Source organism: Methanolobus sediminis (genome assembly GCF_031312595.1).
Taxonomy (GTDB): domain Archaea; phylum Halobacteriota; class Methanosarcinia; order Methanosarcinales; family Methanosarcinaceae; genus Methanolobus; species Methanolobus sediminis.
The window spans coordinates 471,202-491,999 of the sequence record NZ_CP133592.1; the positions used below are offsets into that span (position 1 = coordinate 471,202).

At 41.0% G+C, this 20,798-nt stretch carries 14 protein-coding genes; 9 read left to right on the forward strand and 5 right to left on the reverse strand.

Features of this window, described 5'->3' with window-relative positions; genetic code table 11:
* Positions 1-203 precede the first annotated feature (203 nt).
* The 5 genes from RE474_RS02155 (at position 204) to RE474_RS02175 (ending at position 5,038) form a co-directional block, all read left to right on the forward strand.
* Entirely contained in the window at positions 204-929 is a 726-nt protein-coding gene (locus tag RE474_RS02155) for an RNA methyltransferase (RefSeq protein ID WP_309311349.1), read from the forward strand.
* Positions 930-1,022: 93 nt separating this feature from the next.
* On the forward strand, positions 1,023-3,113 hold the full coding sequence (locus tag RE474_RS02160) for a minichromosome maintenance protein MCM (RefSeq protein WP_309311350.1): 2,091 nt from the start codon (positions 1,023-1,025) through the stop codon (positions 3,111-3,113).
* 21 nt (positions 3,114-3,134) lie between these two features.
* Positions 3,135-3,425, forward strand: coding sequence for a DUF424 domain-containing protein (locus RE474_RS02165; protein WP_309311351.1), 291 nt, complete (start codon positions 3,135-3,137; stop codon positions 3,423-3,425).
* Positions 3,426-3,443: 18 nt separating this feature from the next.
* Entirely contained in the window at positions 3,444-4,118 is a 675-nt protein-coding gene (locus tag RE474_RS02170; protein ID WP_309311352.1) for a magnesium transporter CorA family protein, read from the forward strand.
* A complete protein-coding gene (locus tag RE474_RS02175; protein ID WP_309311353.1) occupies positions 4,115-5,038 on the forward strand; it encodes a coiled-coil protein in 924 nt (307 codons plus the stop codon). Before RE474_RS02170 ends, RE474_RS02175 begins: the two co-directional genes overlap by 4 nt.
* Before the next feature lie 35 nt (positions 5,039-5,073).
* On the opposite strand, the gene RE474_RS02180 is transcribed toward RE474_RS02175, so the two are convergent.
* The 5 genes from RE474_RS02180 to RE474_RS02200 form a co-directional block, all read right to left on the reverse strand.
* Positions 5,074-5,652: an S-layer protein domain-containing protein gene (locus RE474_RS02180; RefSeq protein ID WP_309311354.1), complete on the reverse strand. Its 579-nt coding sequence runs from the start codon at positions 5,650-5,652 to the stop codon at positions 5,074-5,076.
* Positions 5,653-5,670: 18 nt separating this feature from the next.
* Complete coding sequence (locus RE474_RS02185; protein WP_309311355.1) at positions 5,671-6,642, reverse strand: biotin--[acetyl-CoA-carboxylase] ligase; 972 nt, start codon at positions 6,640-6,642, stop codon at positions 5,671-5,673.
* 56 nt (positions 6,643-6,698) lie between these two features.
* The gene (locus RE474_RS02190; RefSeq protein ID WP_309311356.1) at positions 6,699-8,180 is read right to left on the reverse strand and encodes an acetyl-CoA carboxylase biotin carboxylase subunit; all 1,482 of its coding nucleotides are present in this window, start codon (positions 8,178-8,180) and stop codon (positions 6,699-6,701) included.
* A 10-nt stretch (positions 8,181-8,190) separates the two neighbouring features.
* Positions 8,191-9,918, reverse strand: coding sequence for a sodium-extruding oxaloacetate decarboxylase subunit alpha (gene oadA, locus RE474_RS02195; protein WP_309311357.1), 1,728 nt, complete (start codon positions 9,916-9,918; stop codon positions 8,191-8,193).
* Positions 9,919-10,156: 238 nt separating this feature from the next.
* The gene (locus RE474_RS02200) at positions 10,157-11,200 is read right to left on the reverse strand and encodes a PAS domain-containing protein (RefSeq protein ID WP_309311358.1); all 1,044 of its coding nucleotides are present in this window, start codon (positions 11,198-11,200) and stop codon (positions 10,157-10,159) included.
* A 325-nt stretch (positions 11,201-11,525) separates the two neighbouring features.
* Between RE474_RS02200 and RE474_RS02205 the strand changes: the two genes are divergently transcribed.
* The 4 genes from RE474_RS02205 to RE474_RS02220 all read left to right on the forward strand — a co-directional run bounded on the left by RE474_RS02205 (position 11,526) and on the right by RE474_RS02220 (position 20,765).
* Positions 11,526-15,362, forward strand: a complete 3,837-nt coding sequence (locus RE474_RS02205) for a methyl-accepting chemotaxis protein (RefSeq protein ID WP_309311359.1) — start codon at positions 11,526-11,528, stop codon at positions 15,360-15,362.
* 477 nt (positions 15,363-15,839) lie between these two features.
* Positions 15,840-19,469, forward strand: a complete 3,630-nt coding sequence (locus RE474_RS02210; RefSeq protein ID WP_309311360.1) for a methyl-accepting chemotaxis protein — start codon at positions 15,840-15,842, stop codon at positions 19,467-19,469.
* A 14-nt stretch (positions 19,470-19,483) separates the two neighbouring features.
* Positions 19,484-19,975, forward strand: coding sequence for a chemotaxis protein CheW (locus RE474_RS02215; protein ID WP_309311361.1), 492 nt, complete (start codon positions 19,484-19,486; stop codon positions 19,973-19,975).
* Positions 19,976-20,162: 187 nt separating this feature from the next.
* Positions 20,163-20,765 carry a CheR family methyltransferase gene (locus RE474_RS02220; RefSeq protein ID WP_309311362.1) on the forward strand — a complete coding sequence of 201 codons (603 nt, stop codon included), beginning with the start codon at positions 20,163-20,165 and terminating at the stop codon, positions 20,763-20,765.
* The last annotated feature ends 33 nt before the right edge of the window (positions 20,766-20,798 follow it).

A 20,798-nucleotide genomic window follows, 5' to 3' on the forward strand; every position in this document is an offset into this window, starting at 1 on the left:
CTTTACTATAAAGTAACCAGTTTGGTTTGCATGATTGTGGTGCCGATATTATTTAAAGATTTTCATCATTAAAATCTACATCGGCTGGCGTATTGTTGTGCCTTATTTTCACACAATGGATGACAAATAATTAATTAACCTTATATGTCGTCACACGCTTAATTAGGCAAAAAGCAAAAAGAAGCAATAGGTAGACTTTACAAATGGATCTTAGAATAGTGCTCGTAGAACCACTGTACCAGGGAAATGTGGGTTCGGTTACAAGAGCAATGAAGAATTTTGGATTCTCTGACCTTGTACTCGTAAATCCCTGTAAATTGTCAGACGAAGCAAAAGCTATGTCATCCCATGCAAGGGACCTGCTGGAAAATGCAAAGAGAGTTTCAACCCTGGATGAAGCTATAGAGGACTGCAGTATTATAATAGGCACCACAGGAATTGCAGGGTCCAGATTTGATCTGCATCTCAGAGTTCCCGGTTATTCTCCGAAGGAGATAAAAGAGCGTCTCTCTGGTCTTGATGGAAAAGTGGCAGTGCTTTTTGGAAGAGAGGACAACGGCTTCACAAGAGAAGAACTTAAAAAATGTGATATGATAATGACAATTCCAACATCGGAAGTCTATCCTGTCATGAACCTTTCACATGCTGTTGCAGTTGTTCTCTATGAGTTCAGCGATATTAAAGTGGCAGAAGCACCTCTGGCAGATGCAAGGGACATGAAAATACTTTATGAACACCTGGCTGAGCTTCTTGATGATATAGACTACCCAGAGCACAAAAAAGAAAAAACGAACCTGATGCTCAGGAGAATATTCGGAAGATCCTGCCTGCTCTCAAGAGAGATACACACATTACATGGTATTCTCAGAAAGATACAGAGACAGTACCCCGATGAATGTGAAGATGATGACGCCGATTATGAAAATTAGAATTGACAGTAAGGGCTGCGTTTCGAAATGTTCATATCATTTGAAACCTATGTTGCATTCCCTAAATGATTTTTAACTAATTATTGATTGAACATGACTGAAGGTAAGTGGGACGAAAAATTCGTAGTTTTCCTGAAAAAATACTATTGGGATAGCATTCTTCAACTGGCTAATAACTATCCCGACCAGCGTAGTCTGGAAGTGGACTTCTACGATCTTGATGTTTTTGACAGGGAAATAGCAAACGAGCTTCTTTTTAATCCTGATGAGGTACTGCCAAGTGCGAACAACGCACTTCAGCAGATCGATCTTCCGGTAGAGAAAAAACTTATTGACGCTAAAGTGCGCTTTGTTAAGATCCCTAACAAGATACCAAACAGGGATCTGAGAAGTAAGCACCTTTTACAATTCATTGCAATCGAAGGAATGATACGTAAAGCAACAGAAGTACGTCCAAAGGTGCTAAATGCTGCTTTCCAGTGTATGCGTTGTGAACATGTGACAATGGTCCCACAGAATGAGATAAAATTCGTTGAACCTGTTGAATGCGAGAACGAGACATGTGGTCGAAAAGGACCATTTAAGATACTTGTCAACCAGTCAGTTTTTGTCGATGCCCAGAAACTTCAGATACAGGAATCACCTGAGAACCTGAAAGGTGGTACTCAGCCACAGAGTCTTGATGTTGATATAGAAGATGACCTTGCAGGTCTTGTAAAACCAGGTGACCGTGTTATAATTAATGGGGTTCTTCGCTCCCACCAGAGAACCACGAGAGAAGGAAAATCTCCTTTCTATGACCTTGTACTGCATGCAAACTCAATTGAATACACTGACCTTGAGTTCGATGAGCTTGAAATAACACCGGAAGAAGAAGAAGAAATACTTGCCCTGAGCCGCGATCCGGAGATATACCATAAAGTCATCGGCTCGATTGCCCCTTCCATTTACGGTTATGACGATGTGAAAGAAGCACTGTCACTTCAGTTATTCTCAGGTGTTGCAAAACACCTTCCTGACGGATCAAGAGTACGTGGTGATATTCACATGCTCTTTATGGGAGATCCGGGTGTAGCTAAAAGTCAGTTGTTAAGATACATGGTAAAACTCTCACCCCGTGGTGTTTTTGCATCCGGTAAAAGTGCATCATCAAGCGGTCTTACCGCTGCGGCTGTACGTGATGATCTTGGAGACGGACGCTGGACACTGGAAGCCGGTGCACTCGTAATGGCAGACATGGGAATTGCGGCAGTGGACGAAATGGATAAGATGAGCACTGAAGATAAGAGTGCACTCCACGAAGCAATGGAACAGCAGACAATCAGTGTTGCAAAGGCCGGTATCCTCGCCACGTTGAAATCCCGTTGTGCCCTGCTTGGTGCAGCTAACCCTAAATACGGCCGTTTTGACAGGTACGAAGGTATTGCACAGCAAATCAACATGCCACCTGCTCTCATTTCAAGGTTTGACATGATATTTGTCCTTCTGGATACACCTAATGAGGATATGGACTCAAAGATAGCAAAGCACATTCTCAAATCACACTATGCAGGTGAACTTTCAGAACAGCGTAAGAATCTGCCTTCCAGTACTATAACCCAGGAACAGGTCGATGATCACATGGAGATAATCAAGCCTGTGATAGACCCTGATTTCCTTCGAAAATACATTGCATATTCAAGGAGAAACATTTTCCCTGTAATGGAAGATGAAGCCCGTGACCATCTTGTGAAATTCTATATGGATTTGCGAAGGATGGGAGACGGAAAGGATGCACCTGTCCCTGTAACAGCACGTCAGCTTGAAGCACTTGTAAGGCTTGCAGAAGCCAGTGCACGTCTGAGACTCAGTAATGTTGCAACCATGGATGATGCAAAAAGAACAACAAGAATTGTATATTCATGCCTCAGGCAGGTTGGTGTAGATCCGGATACAGGAGCATTCGATGTGGATGTAATCGCCTCCGGTACAAGCAAGAGCCAGAGGGACAGGATCAAGACTATCAAAGAAATCATAAAGTCAGTCGGAGAGAAGCATCCCGGTGGGAAAGCCCCGCTTGAAGAGGTCTATGCAGAAGCCCAGAACCAGAATATAGACAGGCAGCACGCTGAAGATCTTATTTCACGCATGAGACGCTCCGGCGATCTTATAAAACCCGACAAGGAACATGTAAAAGTAGTTTAGAAATTGTTGTGAAGTGACCGTATGTATCTGAAGATCCATAAATCAGGCGATAGTACAATTGTTGCTCTGTGTGACAGAGAACTTATTGGAAAGACACTTAAAGATGGTAACATAAAGGTTACTATAACTGAAGAATTCTACAAAGGAGAGCTCATATCCAGAGAAGAGGCAATTGAGATCATTTCAAAAGCCGGCAATATCAATATATTTGGAGAAAAAGCAGTTTCCTGTGCCATTGAATGTGGGATTGTAGATAAAGATAATGTAAAGATCATTAATGAAGTAGCACATGCCCAGATATTTCGGATATAATTGCTACGAGGTTTTGTTATGAATAACGAGATGGCGGATCAGGGCGCTGAGAACAGTGCGCCACATACCTATGACAGGAAAGAGCTTATTGAAGCTGTTGTAGTGAAACACAAAAAATACATTGATGAATACACTGTTGAATTCATTGAGCTTGAAGGCAAAATGAAGGAACTTCTGGACAACATCGATTCTTCCAGGAAGAACAGAACAGAAGTTCTGGAAAAGATTGAGATACTGACTGAAAAGAGACAGTTGTTCTATCATCAGGCAGAGAAATTGCTTGATGAACTCGCAGAATCGGTATCAAACAGCGATTTTACCCGTGAAAAATCTCATGCTATGGAAAAACTGGCTAAAGTCAAAGGTTCACTGAGCCCTGAAGAAGAGCAAAAGCAGGTGGATTCTATCCTCCAAAGCATTTCAGAACTGAGTTCAAAGGCATCCGGAATAGATGACAAGCTTGCCGTTATCGTGGAGAAAATAAAGGACGCTCTTGGATATAAACTGGAAATGAGCTCAATAGACAGTTCCGAAGAATCATTTAATAGCAATATGTCATCCTATGAGGAAGGAATAAAAGAAATAGAACCACGATACAAATGGCTTGAGAACAGGATCAACAGTCATAAGGAAGCTCAGGGATACTGGGAAAAGCAGCCACTGGTCAGTGACAAACAGGAGGTTGAAGCATGAGCGATATAGACATTTCATCAATGAGTGAAAAAGACCTCAAAAACAAGGTTAACGACCTTCGTACCCAGATTGGCCATTTTGACCGTGAACTTAAAGGTATTTACCGCGAACTCAAACTTCACCACACAAACAGCGATGATCTGAAGAAGGAAAGAGACAAGCTGAACGCCCAGGTAAGGGAGCTGGTTGGAAAAGCACGTGATGCAAAGTCCAGAAGAGATGAGATAAATGCAAAGATATCTTCACTGAAAGCGTCACGTAATGAGGTCAACGAAAAGAGCCGTATGTTCTCTGATAACATCAGCGAGTTCAAAACAAAGAGGGACGAACTAAACAAGATGTCCAAAGGAAGTGTGGAAACACTATCCAAAGCCTATGCTGCCGATCTTGAACTTTTCCTTAACGCAGACATTCCTTTAAAGCACGAGATAGACCTTTTCGGAAGACTTCTTGATCTGAAAGAACGTCTTGGAGCAGCTTTTGATGCAAATGCAATGCATGAGAAGCTTATGGAAACCTATGCAGAATCCAAGGGAGTGTTCGAATCCAGAGAGGATTTTGGCAGTGAGATCGGCAAGCTCGCTGAAGAATCACAGAAATATCACCTTGAGATGATAGAGCTTTACAACCAGGCAGATGAACTGAGAAAAGCAGCCGACACAGCTCACTCACAGATATCCGAGAAATATGCAGTTACTGCTCCTATCAGGGAAAAGATTGACCCACTCAAACAGAAGATAGCAGCCCTCAGAGAGGAACTCGATGTTTATCTTAGCAAACTCAATGATATTCAGGTTGAAAAGGATGACAAGAAACAGGAAGAACATCTTGTTGTTGCAAAAGAGAAACTTGAAAAGAGCGGTCGTCTGAGTCTTGAAGACCTGAAAGTGCTCATGGAAAAGGGAGATCTTAAGTTCTGATCTTTCCCTTTCTGACTTTTTAATTTCAATTAATTTTACTTCTTAACAGCAACTCTGCACAATATTAATGCAGATATGCATGCAAGTGCCTGAAATATAGTAAATCCACCAGCCTGCGCGGAGGATGGATTAGCTGTTGAATTCGAGTCTTCTTCCTGAGCATAATTATTTGTCGTTTCTTCAATCTCCGGCTCAGGATAATCTTTGTCCATATACTGATAGACAGGTTTGAAAGTAATAAGCTCCCCTCCCGGATTTATGTAAATGGTATCTACTGTAATATTCAGGATTTCCGTACTTTTGGAATATACAAAAATGTCACCTTCAGACATAATTTCATCCTTCAACAGTTCACCATCGTGCAAAAGCTTCAGCCACACTTGCTTTTTATCCTGATTGACGCTTATGACACTTAATGAATAATTCTGGTAAAAATCCCAGGAAGCACCCGTTGTAAGAAATATTCCCGTACCGTTGATCAATACAGTATCCTGATTCATACCCATGCCCAGAGCTTCATTGATGCGCAAAGGTTCGGCATTAACTGATATTATCATTGTGCTTAAAAGAAGTAAGGTGAAGAACGCATAAGAGATCCTTTTCAGAAAAGTCATGAAAGATCACTTCACCAACTAATCACTGTAACGGCAATTTCCGGCAATGATCTCATGTTTTTTATCATTTTTGTCAAGAACTACAAGGGCACCTTTTTCAGTAATTCCAATTGCTTTTCCTTCAATGAGCAGGGTAGGAGTTGTAACTCTCACATTCCTTCCAATGGTATCTGAAAGATTGATCCATTCATCTACGATCTCAGCAAACTGCCTTGTCTTGAATCTGATATATTGCTGTTCAAGTTCATACAGGAGAGAAGCAAGGAAAGATGTTCTATCAATTGGTTTTCCAGTTTCATTTGCAATACTGGTGGAATTTCTTCTGATATCATCGTTCAGATCGGAAAGCTTGACATTTACATTAATACCTATTCCAAGGATAACATATTCTACCTTCCCGATCTCAGCACTAACTTCTGTTAGTATTCCACATATCTTCTTACCTTTGACAAGAACGTCATTAGGCCATTTGATATGAGCATCCACACCCATATTTCTAAGAGCATTGGTCACAGCAATACCTGCAACGAGAGTCACCCTTGAAAGATTATCCAGAGGAATTGAGGGTTTAAGGATAAGGGAAAGCCATAGCCCGCCTGGAACTGATTGCCACTCCCTGCCCATGCGACCTCTGCCACTTTTCTGGGTCTCTGCCAATACAACAGTACCTTCTGAAGACCTGGATGCGATTTCCCTGGCAGTGTTATTGGTAGATTCAAGTTCGGAATAATAGAGAACATCATTTCCAAAGAGGCTGGTTTTGAGAATAACCTGTAGCATCTCAGGATCGATCTTATCAGGGCAGGAATCTAATATATATCCGGTCTTGGGCGAAGATCGAACATCATATCCTTCTTTCCTGAGGGCCTTTATGTATTTCCATACCATAGCCCTAGTAATGCCTAATCTTTCCCCGATCTCCTGCCCGGATACCGGAGTTCCTTCAGATTTCCTTAATATGCTGATAATGGCTTTTTTATTATCATTCACAGGCATTCCACCATACGATGTTTACTCCCAGATTAAACATACGCTGCCAAAGTTTATTACTTTGTCTGTTTTTTGGCAGCATTCACATACGAACTTACAGCAGCAGTAACCGCAGCAACTTTCTGATCCTGATTAGAAAGTGCTGATGCAAGTGTTGCTCCCTTGGCAGAATCTTCCTCAACAACCTTTCGGACATCATCGATGATATTATAGTCGTCTATGAAATGGGTGGTGAGATTTCCTTCCCTGAATGCAGGATGTCTGAGCACTGCCTTGTGGAATGGTATGTTGGTTGTTACCCCCACAACAACGTACTCATAGAGTGCACGCTGCATCCTGTCAATGGCTTCGTTCCTATCACTTCCCCATGCACAGAGCTTTGAGATCATTGAATCATAATATGGTGAGATGGTATAACCCATGTGAACACCACTGTCTACCCTGATACCCGGCCCTCCTGCAGAGCGGTATCTCCTGATCTTTCCAGGTGATGGAGCAAAATCATTCAGCGGATCCTCAGCATTTATACGACACTCAATAGCCCATCCACGGATGCTGATATCTTCCTGCTTGAATGGTAACGGTTCTCCACATGCAATATGAAGCTGTTGTTTTGCAAGGTCTATACCTGTGATCATCTCACTGATAGTGTGTTCTACCTGAAGTCTTGTATTAACTTCAAGGAAATAGAAATCACCCTTTGAATAAAGGAACTCAACTGTACCTGCATTCTCATAACCGATAGCCTTTGCAGCCTTTACAGCAGTTTCCCCCATCTGCTTACGCAACTCAGGGGTTATTACCGGAGAAGGCGCTTCTTCTATGAGTTTCTGATGTCTGCGCTGAATAGAACATTCCCTTTCCATGACATAAACAGCATCACCATATTTATCAGCAAGGATCTGGAACTCAATATGTCTTGGTTCCTCAACATATTTTTCAATAAATACGGTCGAATCGCCAAAAGCGGATTCTGCTACTGACTGGATTGAATTAAGTGCAGTGTGGAAATCTTTCCTGGAATGGACAATCTTCATTCCAATTCCACCACCACCTGCAGATGCCTTGATAATCACAGGATAACCGATGCCATCTGCAAGATCTGCAGCTTTTTCCGGATCTGAGATTGCTTCGTTTGTTCCCGGAACCACAGGAACTCCAGCTTCTATCATGGTGTTCCTGGCAGCTATCTTACTTCCCATCTGCTCGATAGCCTTGCTGGAAGGTCCGATGAATGTAATACCTGCATCCTCACACTTACGTGCAAATTTAGCGTTCTCAGAAAGGAAACCATATCCCGGGTGTATCCCTTCTGCACCGCATTCAAGCGCGACTTCTATTATCCTGTCACCATTCAGGTAGCTCTGACTGGAAGGTGCAGGTCCGATATTGTAAGCTTCATCTGCATACTTTGCAAAGAGAGCATTCTTGTCAGCTTCGGAGTGTACTGCAACGGTCTGCACGCCAAGTTCACGGCATGCACGCATTGCACGTATTGCTATCTCACCCCTGTTAGCAATAAGTACTTTCTTGAACATGTCTGTCCACCTACTCAATACTCAAAAGTACATCACCTGATTTCACAGAATCACCCTCTGAAATCAGTATAGCTTTAACAGTTCCACCATGTGGTGCATGAATTGCATTCTCCATCTTCATGGCTTCAATAACACATACAGTGTCACCTTCTGTGATGCAGTCTCCTACAGCGACCTTTACGGAAAGTACCATTCCCTGCATATGACTTGTCACAGCTCCAGGTACAGAGTCTGCTGTAGGCTTATCAGCTGCTTCAACAACCTGCACAGCACCGCCAACCGGATTGACCTTTACATTGAAGACCTCGCCATCGATCTCAACATTATACTCTGTTGGTATGCCGGTCATGTCAGATACAGCACATGGATTCTTACTCTCCATAATAGGTGTAAGTTTCTCTTCCTCAAGTTCGCCTTTAAGGAATGCAGGAGCGATTGCAGGATAAAGTGCGTATGTCAGGATATCTTCCTCCTTTTTGACAATGCCCATTTCCTCAGCTTCTTTTTTCGCCTTCTCATATTCAGGAGCGATGAGGTCAGCAGGTCTGCATGTGATAGGTTCCTCGTCACCAATGATCTTTGCAATTATCTCGTCACTGATCTTCTGTGGAGGTCTACCATAGAGACCGCGGACATAATCCTTTACCTCTTTTGGAATTACCTTGTACCTCTCACCCATGAGCACATTAAGAACTGCCTGGGTACCTACGATCTGGCTTGTAGGTGTAACAAGTGGCGGATAACCAAGTTCTGCACGGACAAGTGGCATTTCCTTGAGCACATCCTCGTATTTATCAAGTGCATTCTGTTCTTTAAGCTGGGAAACAAGGTTTGAAAGCATTCCACCTGGTATCTGGTAAAGCAGGACATTGGTATCGATCTGCTCGGAAATTGGGTTTAGTATGCAGCGATATTCTTCCTTGAGTTCCTTGAAGTATTGTGAGATTTCGGATATAAGTCCAAGATCAAGTCCGGTAGCACGCCCCGTCTCAGCAAGTGATGCCACAATGGACTCTGTTGGTGGCTGTGATGTTCCCCATGCAAATGGAGAAAGTGCGGTGTCAAGAATATCAACGCCTGCCCTGCATGCAGCCATATAGCTCATTGGTGCCATACCTGAGGTACAGTGAGCGTGCAGGTCAACAGGGAGATTGACCTCTGTCTTAAGAGCCTTTACAAGATCGTATGCCTGCTGTGGTGAAATAAGACCTGCCATGTCTTTGATACAGAGTGAATCACATCCTAACTCTGCAAGATCGGTTGCAAGCTCTACATATTTATCCACAGTATGAACAGGACTGATGGTATACGCAATCGTACCCTGTACGTGTGCCCCTTCCTTTTTAGCTACGGTGATAGCTTTTTCCATGTTGCGTATATCGTTAACAGCATCAAATACTCTGAAAATATCGATACCATTTTCATAAGCTTTCTTTACAAACTTCTCAACAACATCATCAGAGTAGTGCCTGTAACCTACAAGGTTCTGTCCCCTGAGCAGCATCTGTGCAGGTGTCTCTTGCATGTGTTTTTTAAGTTCTCTTAGTCTCTCCCATGGATCTTCGTTCAGATACCTTATAGAACTGTCAAATGTTGCTCCACCCCACATCTCTAAAGAATAATATCCTACCTGGTCAAGCTTATCCACGATTGGGAGCATGTTACGGGTGCGCATTCTTGTGGCAATGAGGGATTGATGCGCATCTCGAAGAATAGTTTCAGTTATTTTTACTTTCATGGGAATCCTCCGGGAGTTTTATAATAGTATAATGGTCAATATGATAGAGAATCATCTAATTTCCAGATGAAATTGTACCTTATATATCATGTTCTTTTATGTAGTTTCTGGTGAGCGTTTATATATCCACAGGTGCTACACAATAAGGAATTATAAATGAAGAAAAAGAGCTGCAGGATTATATACAGTTAGCATAAAAAATAAAATGATTTATGTAAAGGTTGTTTCTAAGATTATTCTAGACGGTTCTTTTCTTAGTTGTTCCCTGATAACCACAAAACTTACCATTTTCATCAAAAAGCCTTTTAGCATAAATTTCTATTGGAATAAGATTTTTGTTTTTATCATAAATCACTGTTTCTATTCTGGCGTATTCCCCATCAGAACTATTCTTAAATTTTTGGCTCATGATATCCATCATCTTTTTCATTTCACTATCCGGAAAATGATCATGAAGTTTGGTTCCAATAAAGTCTTCAGCCTCAAAGTGATTTATTTCCATTGTGGCAGGATTTGCATAGGTAAATACGAGATCTTCGTTCAATTGCCATATGCTGTCAAATGTATTATCTGCAAGAAGACGATATTTTTTCTCACTTTCTCTCAGTTCTTCTTCGATATTTTTTCTATCAGAAATTTCTTTCTTAAGCATCTTATTAGCTTCTTCAAGTTCAGATGTTCTCTGAGAAACCAGGATTTCTAGTCTTTCCTGCTGTCTTTTGAGAAGGTTTCTGGAATTTATCTCTTCAGTTATATTTTCCATAATCAGCGTGATCCCGTTTTCACCATCATCAAATGTTGAAGGAATTAGTTTGGTCTTGAAAAAGCAAAGTTCATTATCTACAAAGAAATCAAAGGTCTCTATTTGTTGATAACCACTTCTGGCATCATTTATCCTGTCCATAAAGGTCTTGTTGGAAATCATCGGAGGAAGTATATCTGTTATTTTTTTTCCCTGAACATCATTCTTGGACAAGTTTGTAAGGTCAATAAAACGGTCATTTGTCTGAACTACCCTGTTATTATCATCAATGACAACAATATGATCCGAAGAGAAGTTGAGCAATGTGGAAACAGGTATCCTTTGGGAAAGAAAATATACTTTTGCAGTACCAATGTTTTCCATTTCAATGTGTCCACTAATCCTTAAAAGTTCCAGATACTTGGCAACAGTATTCCGGTTAACACCAATATGTTTTGAAATATCTGTGACACTCATGCCACGAGGATTGTTTTTTAAAAGCGATTTTATCTTAGTAGTTTCGTGTTTGTATAAATCCATTTATATAAAGGAATATCATCCCCCATTCATAAATATTGCGAGTATAAGCCCATCATTTAGAAATACTACATAAGCACGCCGGTTACTTTAATCGCTTAAATATTTACTAATTTTATCACTTCCTGAAAAATGATAGAGAATGATTGCACTTTTAATAGTGTTCTTAATAAATTTTATATTTAAGATATATTTATATATACCATATATATAATATTCTTTTGCAATGCAAAGTTGCCTATCAAATGTGAGGTCATATCCATAAATCTCACAAACGGTACACGCAAACAGAATTTAATTGTGAATGGACGGGTGAATAATGTTAGGAATGAATGATAAATTAAAAACAGAACTTATTGATGTACTTGAGGCTGTGAACTCAGGAGATTCAGACATCAGAATCTCCCCTAAAGATTCAAAACAAGATAATCAAATCACACAATCACTAAACTCCCTTTTGGATGACTATTTTTCCCTTAAAACCGAAGTAATACAAAAAAGAAGTATAATCGAACTGAAAGAAGCTGAAGATTTCCATAATCAAATGCTTGCTGATCAGGTAATTAATCTTATTGATTCTATAGTAGAAGGAAAGCTTGATGCTCGCGGTGATACATCTGGATTAAGTGGCAGTTGCAAAGATGTACTTACAGGTGTAAACCAGCTTCTTGATGCGGTTATGGGACCACTCAATGTTTCAGCTGAATACATAGACCGAATATCAAAAGGAGATATTCCGCAGAAAATTACTGATGATTATAAAGGTGACTTCAACGAGATAAAAAACAACCTAAATATGTGTATTGACGCTGTCAATGCTCTGGTAGAAGATTCTATCATGCTGGCACAGGCAGGAGTTGAAGGACAACTTGACATGCGTGCTGATGCCAGCAGACACAATGGAGATTTCCGAAAAGTTGTGGAAGGAGTAAACGGCTGTCTGGATGCATTCATTGGTCCACTGAACGTTGCAGCAGAATACATTGACCGCATATCAAAAGGAGATATTCCGCAGAAGATCACAGATTCATATAGTGGGGACTTCAACGAAATCAAGAATAACCTCAATCTTTGTATAGATTCTATTAATTCACTACTTGAAGAAGCAGAATTCCTTACAGATGCTGCAATCGAAGGAAAACTGACAACTCGTGCAAATACTGCAAAATTCAGTGGTGAATATGCCCATCTTGTGGAAGGAATGAACCACGTTGTAGAGACCCTTGTAGGCCATATAGATAGTATCCCGGTACCATTCATGATAATTGACCGTGATTACAATGTCAATTATGTTAACACAAAAGCAGCGGAAACCGTGAACCTCACAACTGACTCCATGGTTGGCACAAAATGCTACGATCACTATAATACTAATGTATGTAAAACCGACAGCTGTGTATGTACACGTTCTATGACCTCAGATTTAACAGAACATGGAGAAGCCATTGCGAACCTTGGCAAAGATGTACATATTACTTGCAGTGGTGTTCCACTGAAGAACAGGGAAGGAAATATCATAGGTTCCCTTGAAATATTCATGGACCAGACAGAAGTTAAGAATGCTCTTGAAGACTCCAGTTCTAAAGTAGAACTCCTTAATAGAATTCCGGCTCCTGTTATGGCAGTTGATAAAGAATTCAATGTTACATTCATGAATCCTGCAGGAGCAAATGCAGTCGGAAAAACTGCTGTTGAATGTTCCGGCATGAAATGTTACGAACTATTCAATACGCCACACTGCCAAACAGAGAATTGCCGCGTTGCCAGAGCCATGAATAATGGATCAGTGTCTTCAGCAGATACCGTTGCACATCTGCCATCAGGAGACTTACCAATTCGCTACACTGCGACTCCTTTAAAGAATAGTGAAGGAGAAATCATCGGTGGTCTTGAATATGTAATGGACATGACCTCTGAAGTCAATGTCACAAAGGAAGTACTCAAACTTGCAGATGCAGCTATTAACGGAAGACTCGATGCACGTGCCGACATAAACCAGTTTGAAGGTAACCCAAGGGACATAGTCAATGCTGTGAACGAAACTCTTGACTCTTTAATTGGCCCATTAAATGTAGCAGCCGAGTATATTGATCGTATCTCAAAAGGTGACATACCTGAAAAAATCACAGACGAATACTATGGAGATTTCAATGAGATCAAGAACAATCTTAACCAATGTATTGATGCAGTCAATGAACTTGTTTCCGATGCCAACATGCTGGCAGAAGCTGCCATAGAAGGCAGACTTGATACCCGCGCCAATGCATCCAGACATGGTGGTGACTACCGTGCCATCGTTGAAGGTGTAAATAATACACTTGATGCTGTCATTGGTCCACTTAATGTTGCTGCAGAATATGTTGACAGTATAGCACACGGAAATATTCCTGAAAAGATCACTGATGAGTATAATGGTGATTTCAGTGAAATCAAGGATAACCTTAACCGATGTATCGATGCAATCAATGCTATGATCAGTGATGCGAATATGCTGACAGAAGCCGCTGTAGAAGGTAGACTAGACACCCGTGCTGATGAAACTAAGCATCAGGGTGATTTCCGTGTAATTGTTGAAGGTGTTAATAATACCCTTGATGCTGTCATCGGTCCTCTAAATGTTGCGGCTGAATACATTGACAGAATATCCAAAGGCGATGTTCCTGCGTGTATCACTGACACTTATAATGGAGACTTCAATGAAATAAAGAACAATATCAATACCTGTATTGATGCAATCAATCTCCTCGTAAAGGATTCTCAACTATTGGCACAGGCTGGCGTAAATGGACAACTTTCAGTTCGTGCAGATGATTCACAGCATGGTGGCGATTTCGCCAGAATTGTTTCTGGTTTTAATAATACACTGGACGCTATTGTTACTCCATTGAACATAAGTTGTGAAGTGCTTAACTCATATGCAAAGGGTGATCTGGATGCCAGAATTACGACGAAGATGAACGGTGACTTTGATGAACTGGCAAATACCCTGAACTCTTATGGCGCTAACCTTCAGGAACTGATAGATGATTCCAGCGAGGTTTTAGCAGAGATATCAAAGGACAATCTTACAAGAGGAATTACTGTAGAGTCCGTTGGAGATTTCAGAAAGCTTACCAATGGAATTGAAAATGCACGTATGTCACTCAACGATGTTGTTTCACACGTAATGAACGTTGCAGAGATGGTGGTAAATACCGCCGATAATATGTCTGCAGCAACCACACAACTTAATTCTTCAGCAAACGAAGTTTCAGGGACAGTGGAGGAAATTGCCAGAGGATCACAGGACCAGTCCACCAAAACAGAAGATGCATCACGTACCATGCAGCACATGACGCAGAGTATCCAGGATGTTGCACGCAATTCACAGAATGTTGCAAGTCATGCACGTGAATCTAACCAGAGAATGACCGAACTTGGAAGGACCAGCAATGAACTTCTCAAAATGATGGATGGTATAAAAGATGCTGTATCCGGCTCTGCTTCTGTAATCAACAACCTGGAAGAAAAATCAAAGCGTATTGATGAGATCGTCAACCTCATTACAAGCATCGCTGACCAGACGAACCTGCTTGCCCTGAATGCTGCAATAGAAGCAGCACGTGCAGGAGAACATGGTCGTGGATTTGCTGTTGTAGCAGACGAGGTGAGAAAACTTGCAGAAGATTCAGGAAACGCTGCAAAGCAGATTGCAGACCTTATTCATGAGATCCAGGACGGTACTTCTGAGGCAGTTGCCTCCATGGAGATGGGTACTACAGAAGTTACAAAGGGTGCAGAGTCATTAGGTGAAGGAGTTAGGGAAATCGAACAGGTCATTATTGCTGTGGAGGATATCACCAAGATGGTTGTAGACATTGCTGCTGCTGCTGAAGAACAATCCGCTGCCATTGAACAGGTGGCCTCATCCATTGAAGAGGTCGCAGCAATTTCCGAAGAAACAGCAGCAGGAACTGAAGAAACAGCAGCAGCGGTTCAGGAACAAACATCTTCAATGCATGAACTCGCAAACTCTGCTGATGAGTTATCAGAGATTGCAAAAGACATGAAGAAGGTGGTCAACAGGTTCAGAATAGTGTGTACAGAAGCCAGACTGAATAATGATTCCGGCTCCGAAAAAACAGAAACAAATGAATTACCTCTAAAGAATGCTGTATTGCTCTGACAGGGAGGATTTCGGAATAGAAGATACATTTTCAAATTCAAATGCAACTCCTGGAGCTATGCTCCAGGTAGTATTTTCAACTTGCAGATGAAGATGCAGGAGTCATGGTTGATTCCGTAAGTGAAGTAATCAGAATATTGTATTCTGATATTATCCGGTACCAGATGTGCTAATATAGGGTAAAAGTTCGGAATATGTGGAATGTGTAGGAAAAGATGAACAATTGAATATTGTTGAGTCTGGCTATCAGGAAATGCCTTCCTCATAACCCATACACAATAAAATCAACAGCAATAACTGACAAAGTACATATTTATTTACTTATATTTTATTCAAAGATATATTTTTATATAATTATGTCCATCTCTAATTCTGCATAATTATAATTATACAGATGCCGTATGTTATATAGATATGTAGACAGTGTGTAAAAGTTAAACATATACAAATTAACTTTTACAACTGTAGGGTGAAAACATGTTAGGGAAAAACAACAAGCTATATAGTGAGATCATCGATGTTCTGGGATCTTTTGAAGAAGGCAGGTCAGATATCAGACTGAGTACTGAATCAACAGGTACCGAGAAAGACATGACTGAAGCATTGAACACATTTCTGGAAAAAGCTGCTGGATGGAAAAAAGAAGCTGAACAGCAACAGGAACTATCAAAGCAGGTAAACCAGATGGTTAATGCAACAGTTGAAGGTCAGCTTGATGTGAGGATGAAAACAGAAGACTTTGAGGGTGACTTCAGGAACCTTGCAACAGGCATCAACAAAATGATTGATGCAATTGTAACTCCATTTACAGCTGCATCAAAATATGTTACTCGTCTCTCAAATGGAGATATTCCACCTAAGATTACAAAGGAATTCAAAGGTAGTTACAATGATTTCAAAAACAATCTCAACATTTGTGTAGATGCTATCAATGCTCTTATCGAAGATTCCGATATGCTGGCACAAGCCGGATCTGCAGGTAATGTTGATATTCGTGCAGATGCCACCAGACATGGCGGAGAATTCAGGACTATTATAGAGAACCTGAACAATACTCTTGATTCTATTGCAAAACCATTGAACGAAAGTACAGATATTCTACTCAAACTGGCTGTCAATGACTTTGATAACGGTGTAGAAGGAGAATATGACGGAATTTTCAAAGACAATTCCTATGCTGTTAATGAGGTTCGCAACAGACTTCTGAACATCCAGCGTACATTCGAGTTCATGGCCAGAGGTGACTTCAGCGACCTTCCAAGATACAAACAGGCTGGAAAGCGCTCTGATAATGACAAGTTATTGCCATATACAGTCGGACTTATGGAAACAGTCAAAGGAATGGCAGATGAATTTATTGAACTTGGCCATGCTGCAGAAGCTGGAAATCTGGAATACAGAGTAGATTCTTCAAAGTTCGATGGTCTTTTCCAGGAAGCTGTTGGTACCGTTAACAATGCATTTGACGCTATTATCGATCCACTTAATGTAGCTGCTGATTATGTTGACAGTATCTCAAAAGGAGAGATCCCTGAAAAGATCACAGATGATTATCATGGTGACTTCAACAAGATAAAAGACAACATCAATGCATGTATTGATGGTCTGGGAGGAATGCTGGAGGCAAATAGTGTACTGCAAAAAATGGCAGTTAACGATTATACCAGTTATGTTGAAAACAACTACCAGGGAATCTATGCAGAAGTTGGCAATGCAGTAAATGATGTCCGTGATCGTCTACTCCATATAACAGACACCGCCCAGAACATATCACGTGGAGATATGAGTGACCTTGAAGCATACCGTGAGGTAGGTAATGGAGCTGGAAAACGTTCTGATAATGATAATATTACTCCTTCTTTCATAAAAATGATGGAAAATGTCAATGGTATGATCAACGAGACTGTTGACCTTACAGATGCAGCCAAGGCAGGAAATCTAAGTTACAGAGCAGATTCTTCTGCATATGAAGGTGGATTTAAACTTGTTCTTGATGGTATCAATGAAACACTCAACTCTGTAGTAGATCCACTTAATGTTGCTGCAGACTATGTTGACAGTATTTCAAAAGGTAATATTCCTGAGAAAATCACCGACGAATACAATGGTGACTTCAACCACATAAAAGATAACCTCAACCAGTGTATCGATGCTGTGAACATGCTTGTTGATGATGCTTTGTTACTGGCAAATGCCGGTGTAGAAGGGCGCCTTGAAGTAAGAGCAGACGCTTCCAGACACACAGGAGACTTTAGTAAAGTTGTCGAAGGAGTGAACAATTGCCTGGATGCGATTATCTCCCCATTGAACGTAACTGCGAGTTATGTTGAGCAAATATCAAGAGGAGAAATTCCTGAAAAGATAACTGATGAATATCTGGGAGATTTCAACAATATAAAGAACAACATCAATGATTGTATTGATGGTCTTGGTGGCCTTGTAGAATCAAATGAAGTACTTCAGCTCATGGTTGACAACGACCATACAAGAACTGTAGAAGGTGATTACCAAGGAATCTATGCAGAAGTTGCAAATGCTACAAACGGCATCCGTCAAAGAATACTTACAGTAATGGGTGTTAATAAGAATATTGCAGTCGGTAACCTTAGTGATCTCGAGGGACTCAAGAAAGTTGGAAAACGCTCAGAGAATGATGAACTTATTCCATGCTACATCACAATGATGACCAATATTGAGAATCTTGGTCATGAATTCGTTAAACTCGGTAATGCAGCAAAGAGTGGTAGCCTTGACTACAAGGCTGATTCATCGCAATTTGAAGGTGCATATAAGGATGCAATCGATGCTGTCAGTGAGGCAATCGATGCACTGGTAACACCAATGAACGAAGCAATGCGCATGGTCAATGAATTCTCTGAAGGAAATCTGGATGCAAGGTTCAGCTTTGAAACAGAAGGTGACTTTAAAATATTCGCTGATACCGTTGATGCATTTGGAAACAACTTGGAGGCAATTATTGCAGATTCCTCTCATGTACTGGAAGCAATTGCAAATAATGATCTCAGCCAGGCTGTTTCTGTCCATGGAGTAGGTGAATTCCAGGTCCTTACAGATAATGTAGAGAACACCAGAATATCATTGAACAATGTTGTTTCAATGGTACATAAGAGCTCAAGGGACGTTGCATCAACTTCCGAGGAGATGTCAGCATCCGTAGAGCAGATGACTTCTGCATCCTATCAGATCTCTGACACGGTGTCTGAAATATCAAAAGGCGCACAGAGTCAGGCAGCAAAGACTGAAGAGGTCTCCCGTGCAATGGTTGACATGACCATGACAGTACAGGAAGTTGCCATCAATTCACAGAAAGCAGCCGAGACTGCAAAGGATTCAAACGAACTTATCAATAACCTTGGTATAACTACTAAAGATCTTGTTATGAAAATGGATTCTATCAAAGAAGCTACTGGCGAATCATCAAATGTAATTATGCAGCTTGACGGAAAATCCAAGCAGATTGGTGAGATCGTAAACCTCATTACCAATATCGCGGACCAGACCAACCTTCTTGCACTCAATGCAGCCATTGAGGCAGCACGTGCAGGTGAGCATGGTCGCGGATTCGCCGTGGTTGCTGATGAAGTCAGGAAGCTTGCTGAGGATTCAGGTAATGCAGCTAAACAGATATCCACTCTCATTAGTGAGATTCAGGAAGGAACACAGAATGCGGTTACATCAATGCAGCAGGGTTCAGAAGAAGTTGAACTGGGAGCAGCCGCCCTTCAGGAAGCTGCTAGCATTATTCAGAGTGTAGTTGAATCTGGAAACACTATAGCAAATATGGTTCAGGATATTGCGGCTGCCGCACAGGAGCAATCTGCTTCAATTGAAGAGGTCACATCCTCTGTAGAAGAAGTCAGCGCAATTTCTGAGGAGTCCGCAGCAGGAACCGAAGAGGCATCTGCAGCAGTACAGGAACAGACTGCTACAATGCAGGAACTTTCAAGATCAGCAGAGGATCTTTCAAGCCTTGCTGGCGAGATGAAAGCGGTTGTTGATAAGTTCATACTTGATTCTAGTTCCTCATCCGGTTCTGATGAATCCGGAATAAGAAATACAGAAAAGATAGAGCATGCTCTTGTTTAAAGGAATGATATAATATGGATGATGTTTCACTATCCGGAAATGGCCCGACTGACGAATTATTGCAGATGGTAGTCTTCCAGCTGGGTGGCGAGGAGTTTGGCGTAGAGATAATGAAAGTACAGGAAATAATCAGGATGCCTGAGATTACTCAGATCCCACAATCTCCTGAATTCGTAGAGGGTGTTATCAACCTTCGTGGCAGGATTATCGTTGTCATTAACCTTGATAAAAGATTCAATCTCGCTTCAAAGGAAGTTGATTCACATTCACGAATCATTGTCGTCGAGATCGGTGAGAATGTTGTTGGAATGATAGTTGATTCAGTAAATGAGGTTCTGAGAATCCCTAAATCAAGTGTAGAACCTGCACCTGAACTTGTGACTTCAAGCATCAGCCGTGAATACATAACCGGTGTTGGAAAGATTGACGACCGTCTTCTTATCCTTCTTGACCTTGCAAAGGTCATGAACAAGAAGGAAGTCGCAGAGATTGCAAATCTTGCCTGATCAGGCAAGATTTTCTCTTTTTATTCTATTTTTGACTTTTTAATTCTACTCTAAATTTTTCTTAATTTCGTTTTTGCCGATCTTATTTAATAATCAATATAAATGAGTATGAACACGAGATCATCGCTTCCATACATTATATACATTTAAATATTTTAAATTATATATAAGAGTGAAGGGTAAAATCATGGCATTCACTTATTTCTTTAGAGATATGCAAACACTGGAAATGATCAGAGATTACGTAATTCCTGAACTCAGGAGCAGAAGATACATCCACATATGGGATGCAGGTTGTGCAATGGGTCCTGAACCGTATTCACTGGCAATTGTATTAAGAGAGAATATGGGAATGATCTTCAGGAACGTAAAAATACACGCAACTGATATTGATAACAGTAACCTTTTCGGCGACATCATCAAAGATGGAATCTACCCAAAAGAAATGGTTCAGAGAATACCAAAGCCAATATTTGACAATTATTTCTCACCAGCAGATGAACCTGATCACTTCCAGATATCCGATGAGATCAGAAGAAGTGTTGATTTTACAAGACACAACCTCCTGGATATGAAACCTATAAGGTCAGGATTAAACCTTGTCCTCTGCAAAAATGTCCTGCTACACTTCACCGAAGCTGAAAGGGTAGAAGTAATGCAGATGTTCTATGATTCCCTTGACGGTGGATATTTTGCAACGGAACAGACCCAGAAACTCCCAGCAGAACTTCAGGGTCACTTTGAGCCGGTCGTAGCAAATGCTCAGTTGTACCGCAAAATAAACAACTAACTACATTTGAAAAACAAAAGGAAAGGGAATGGA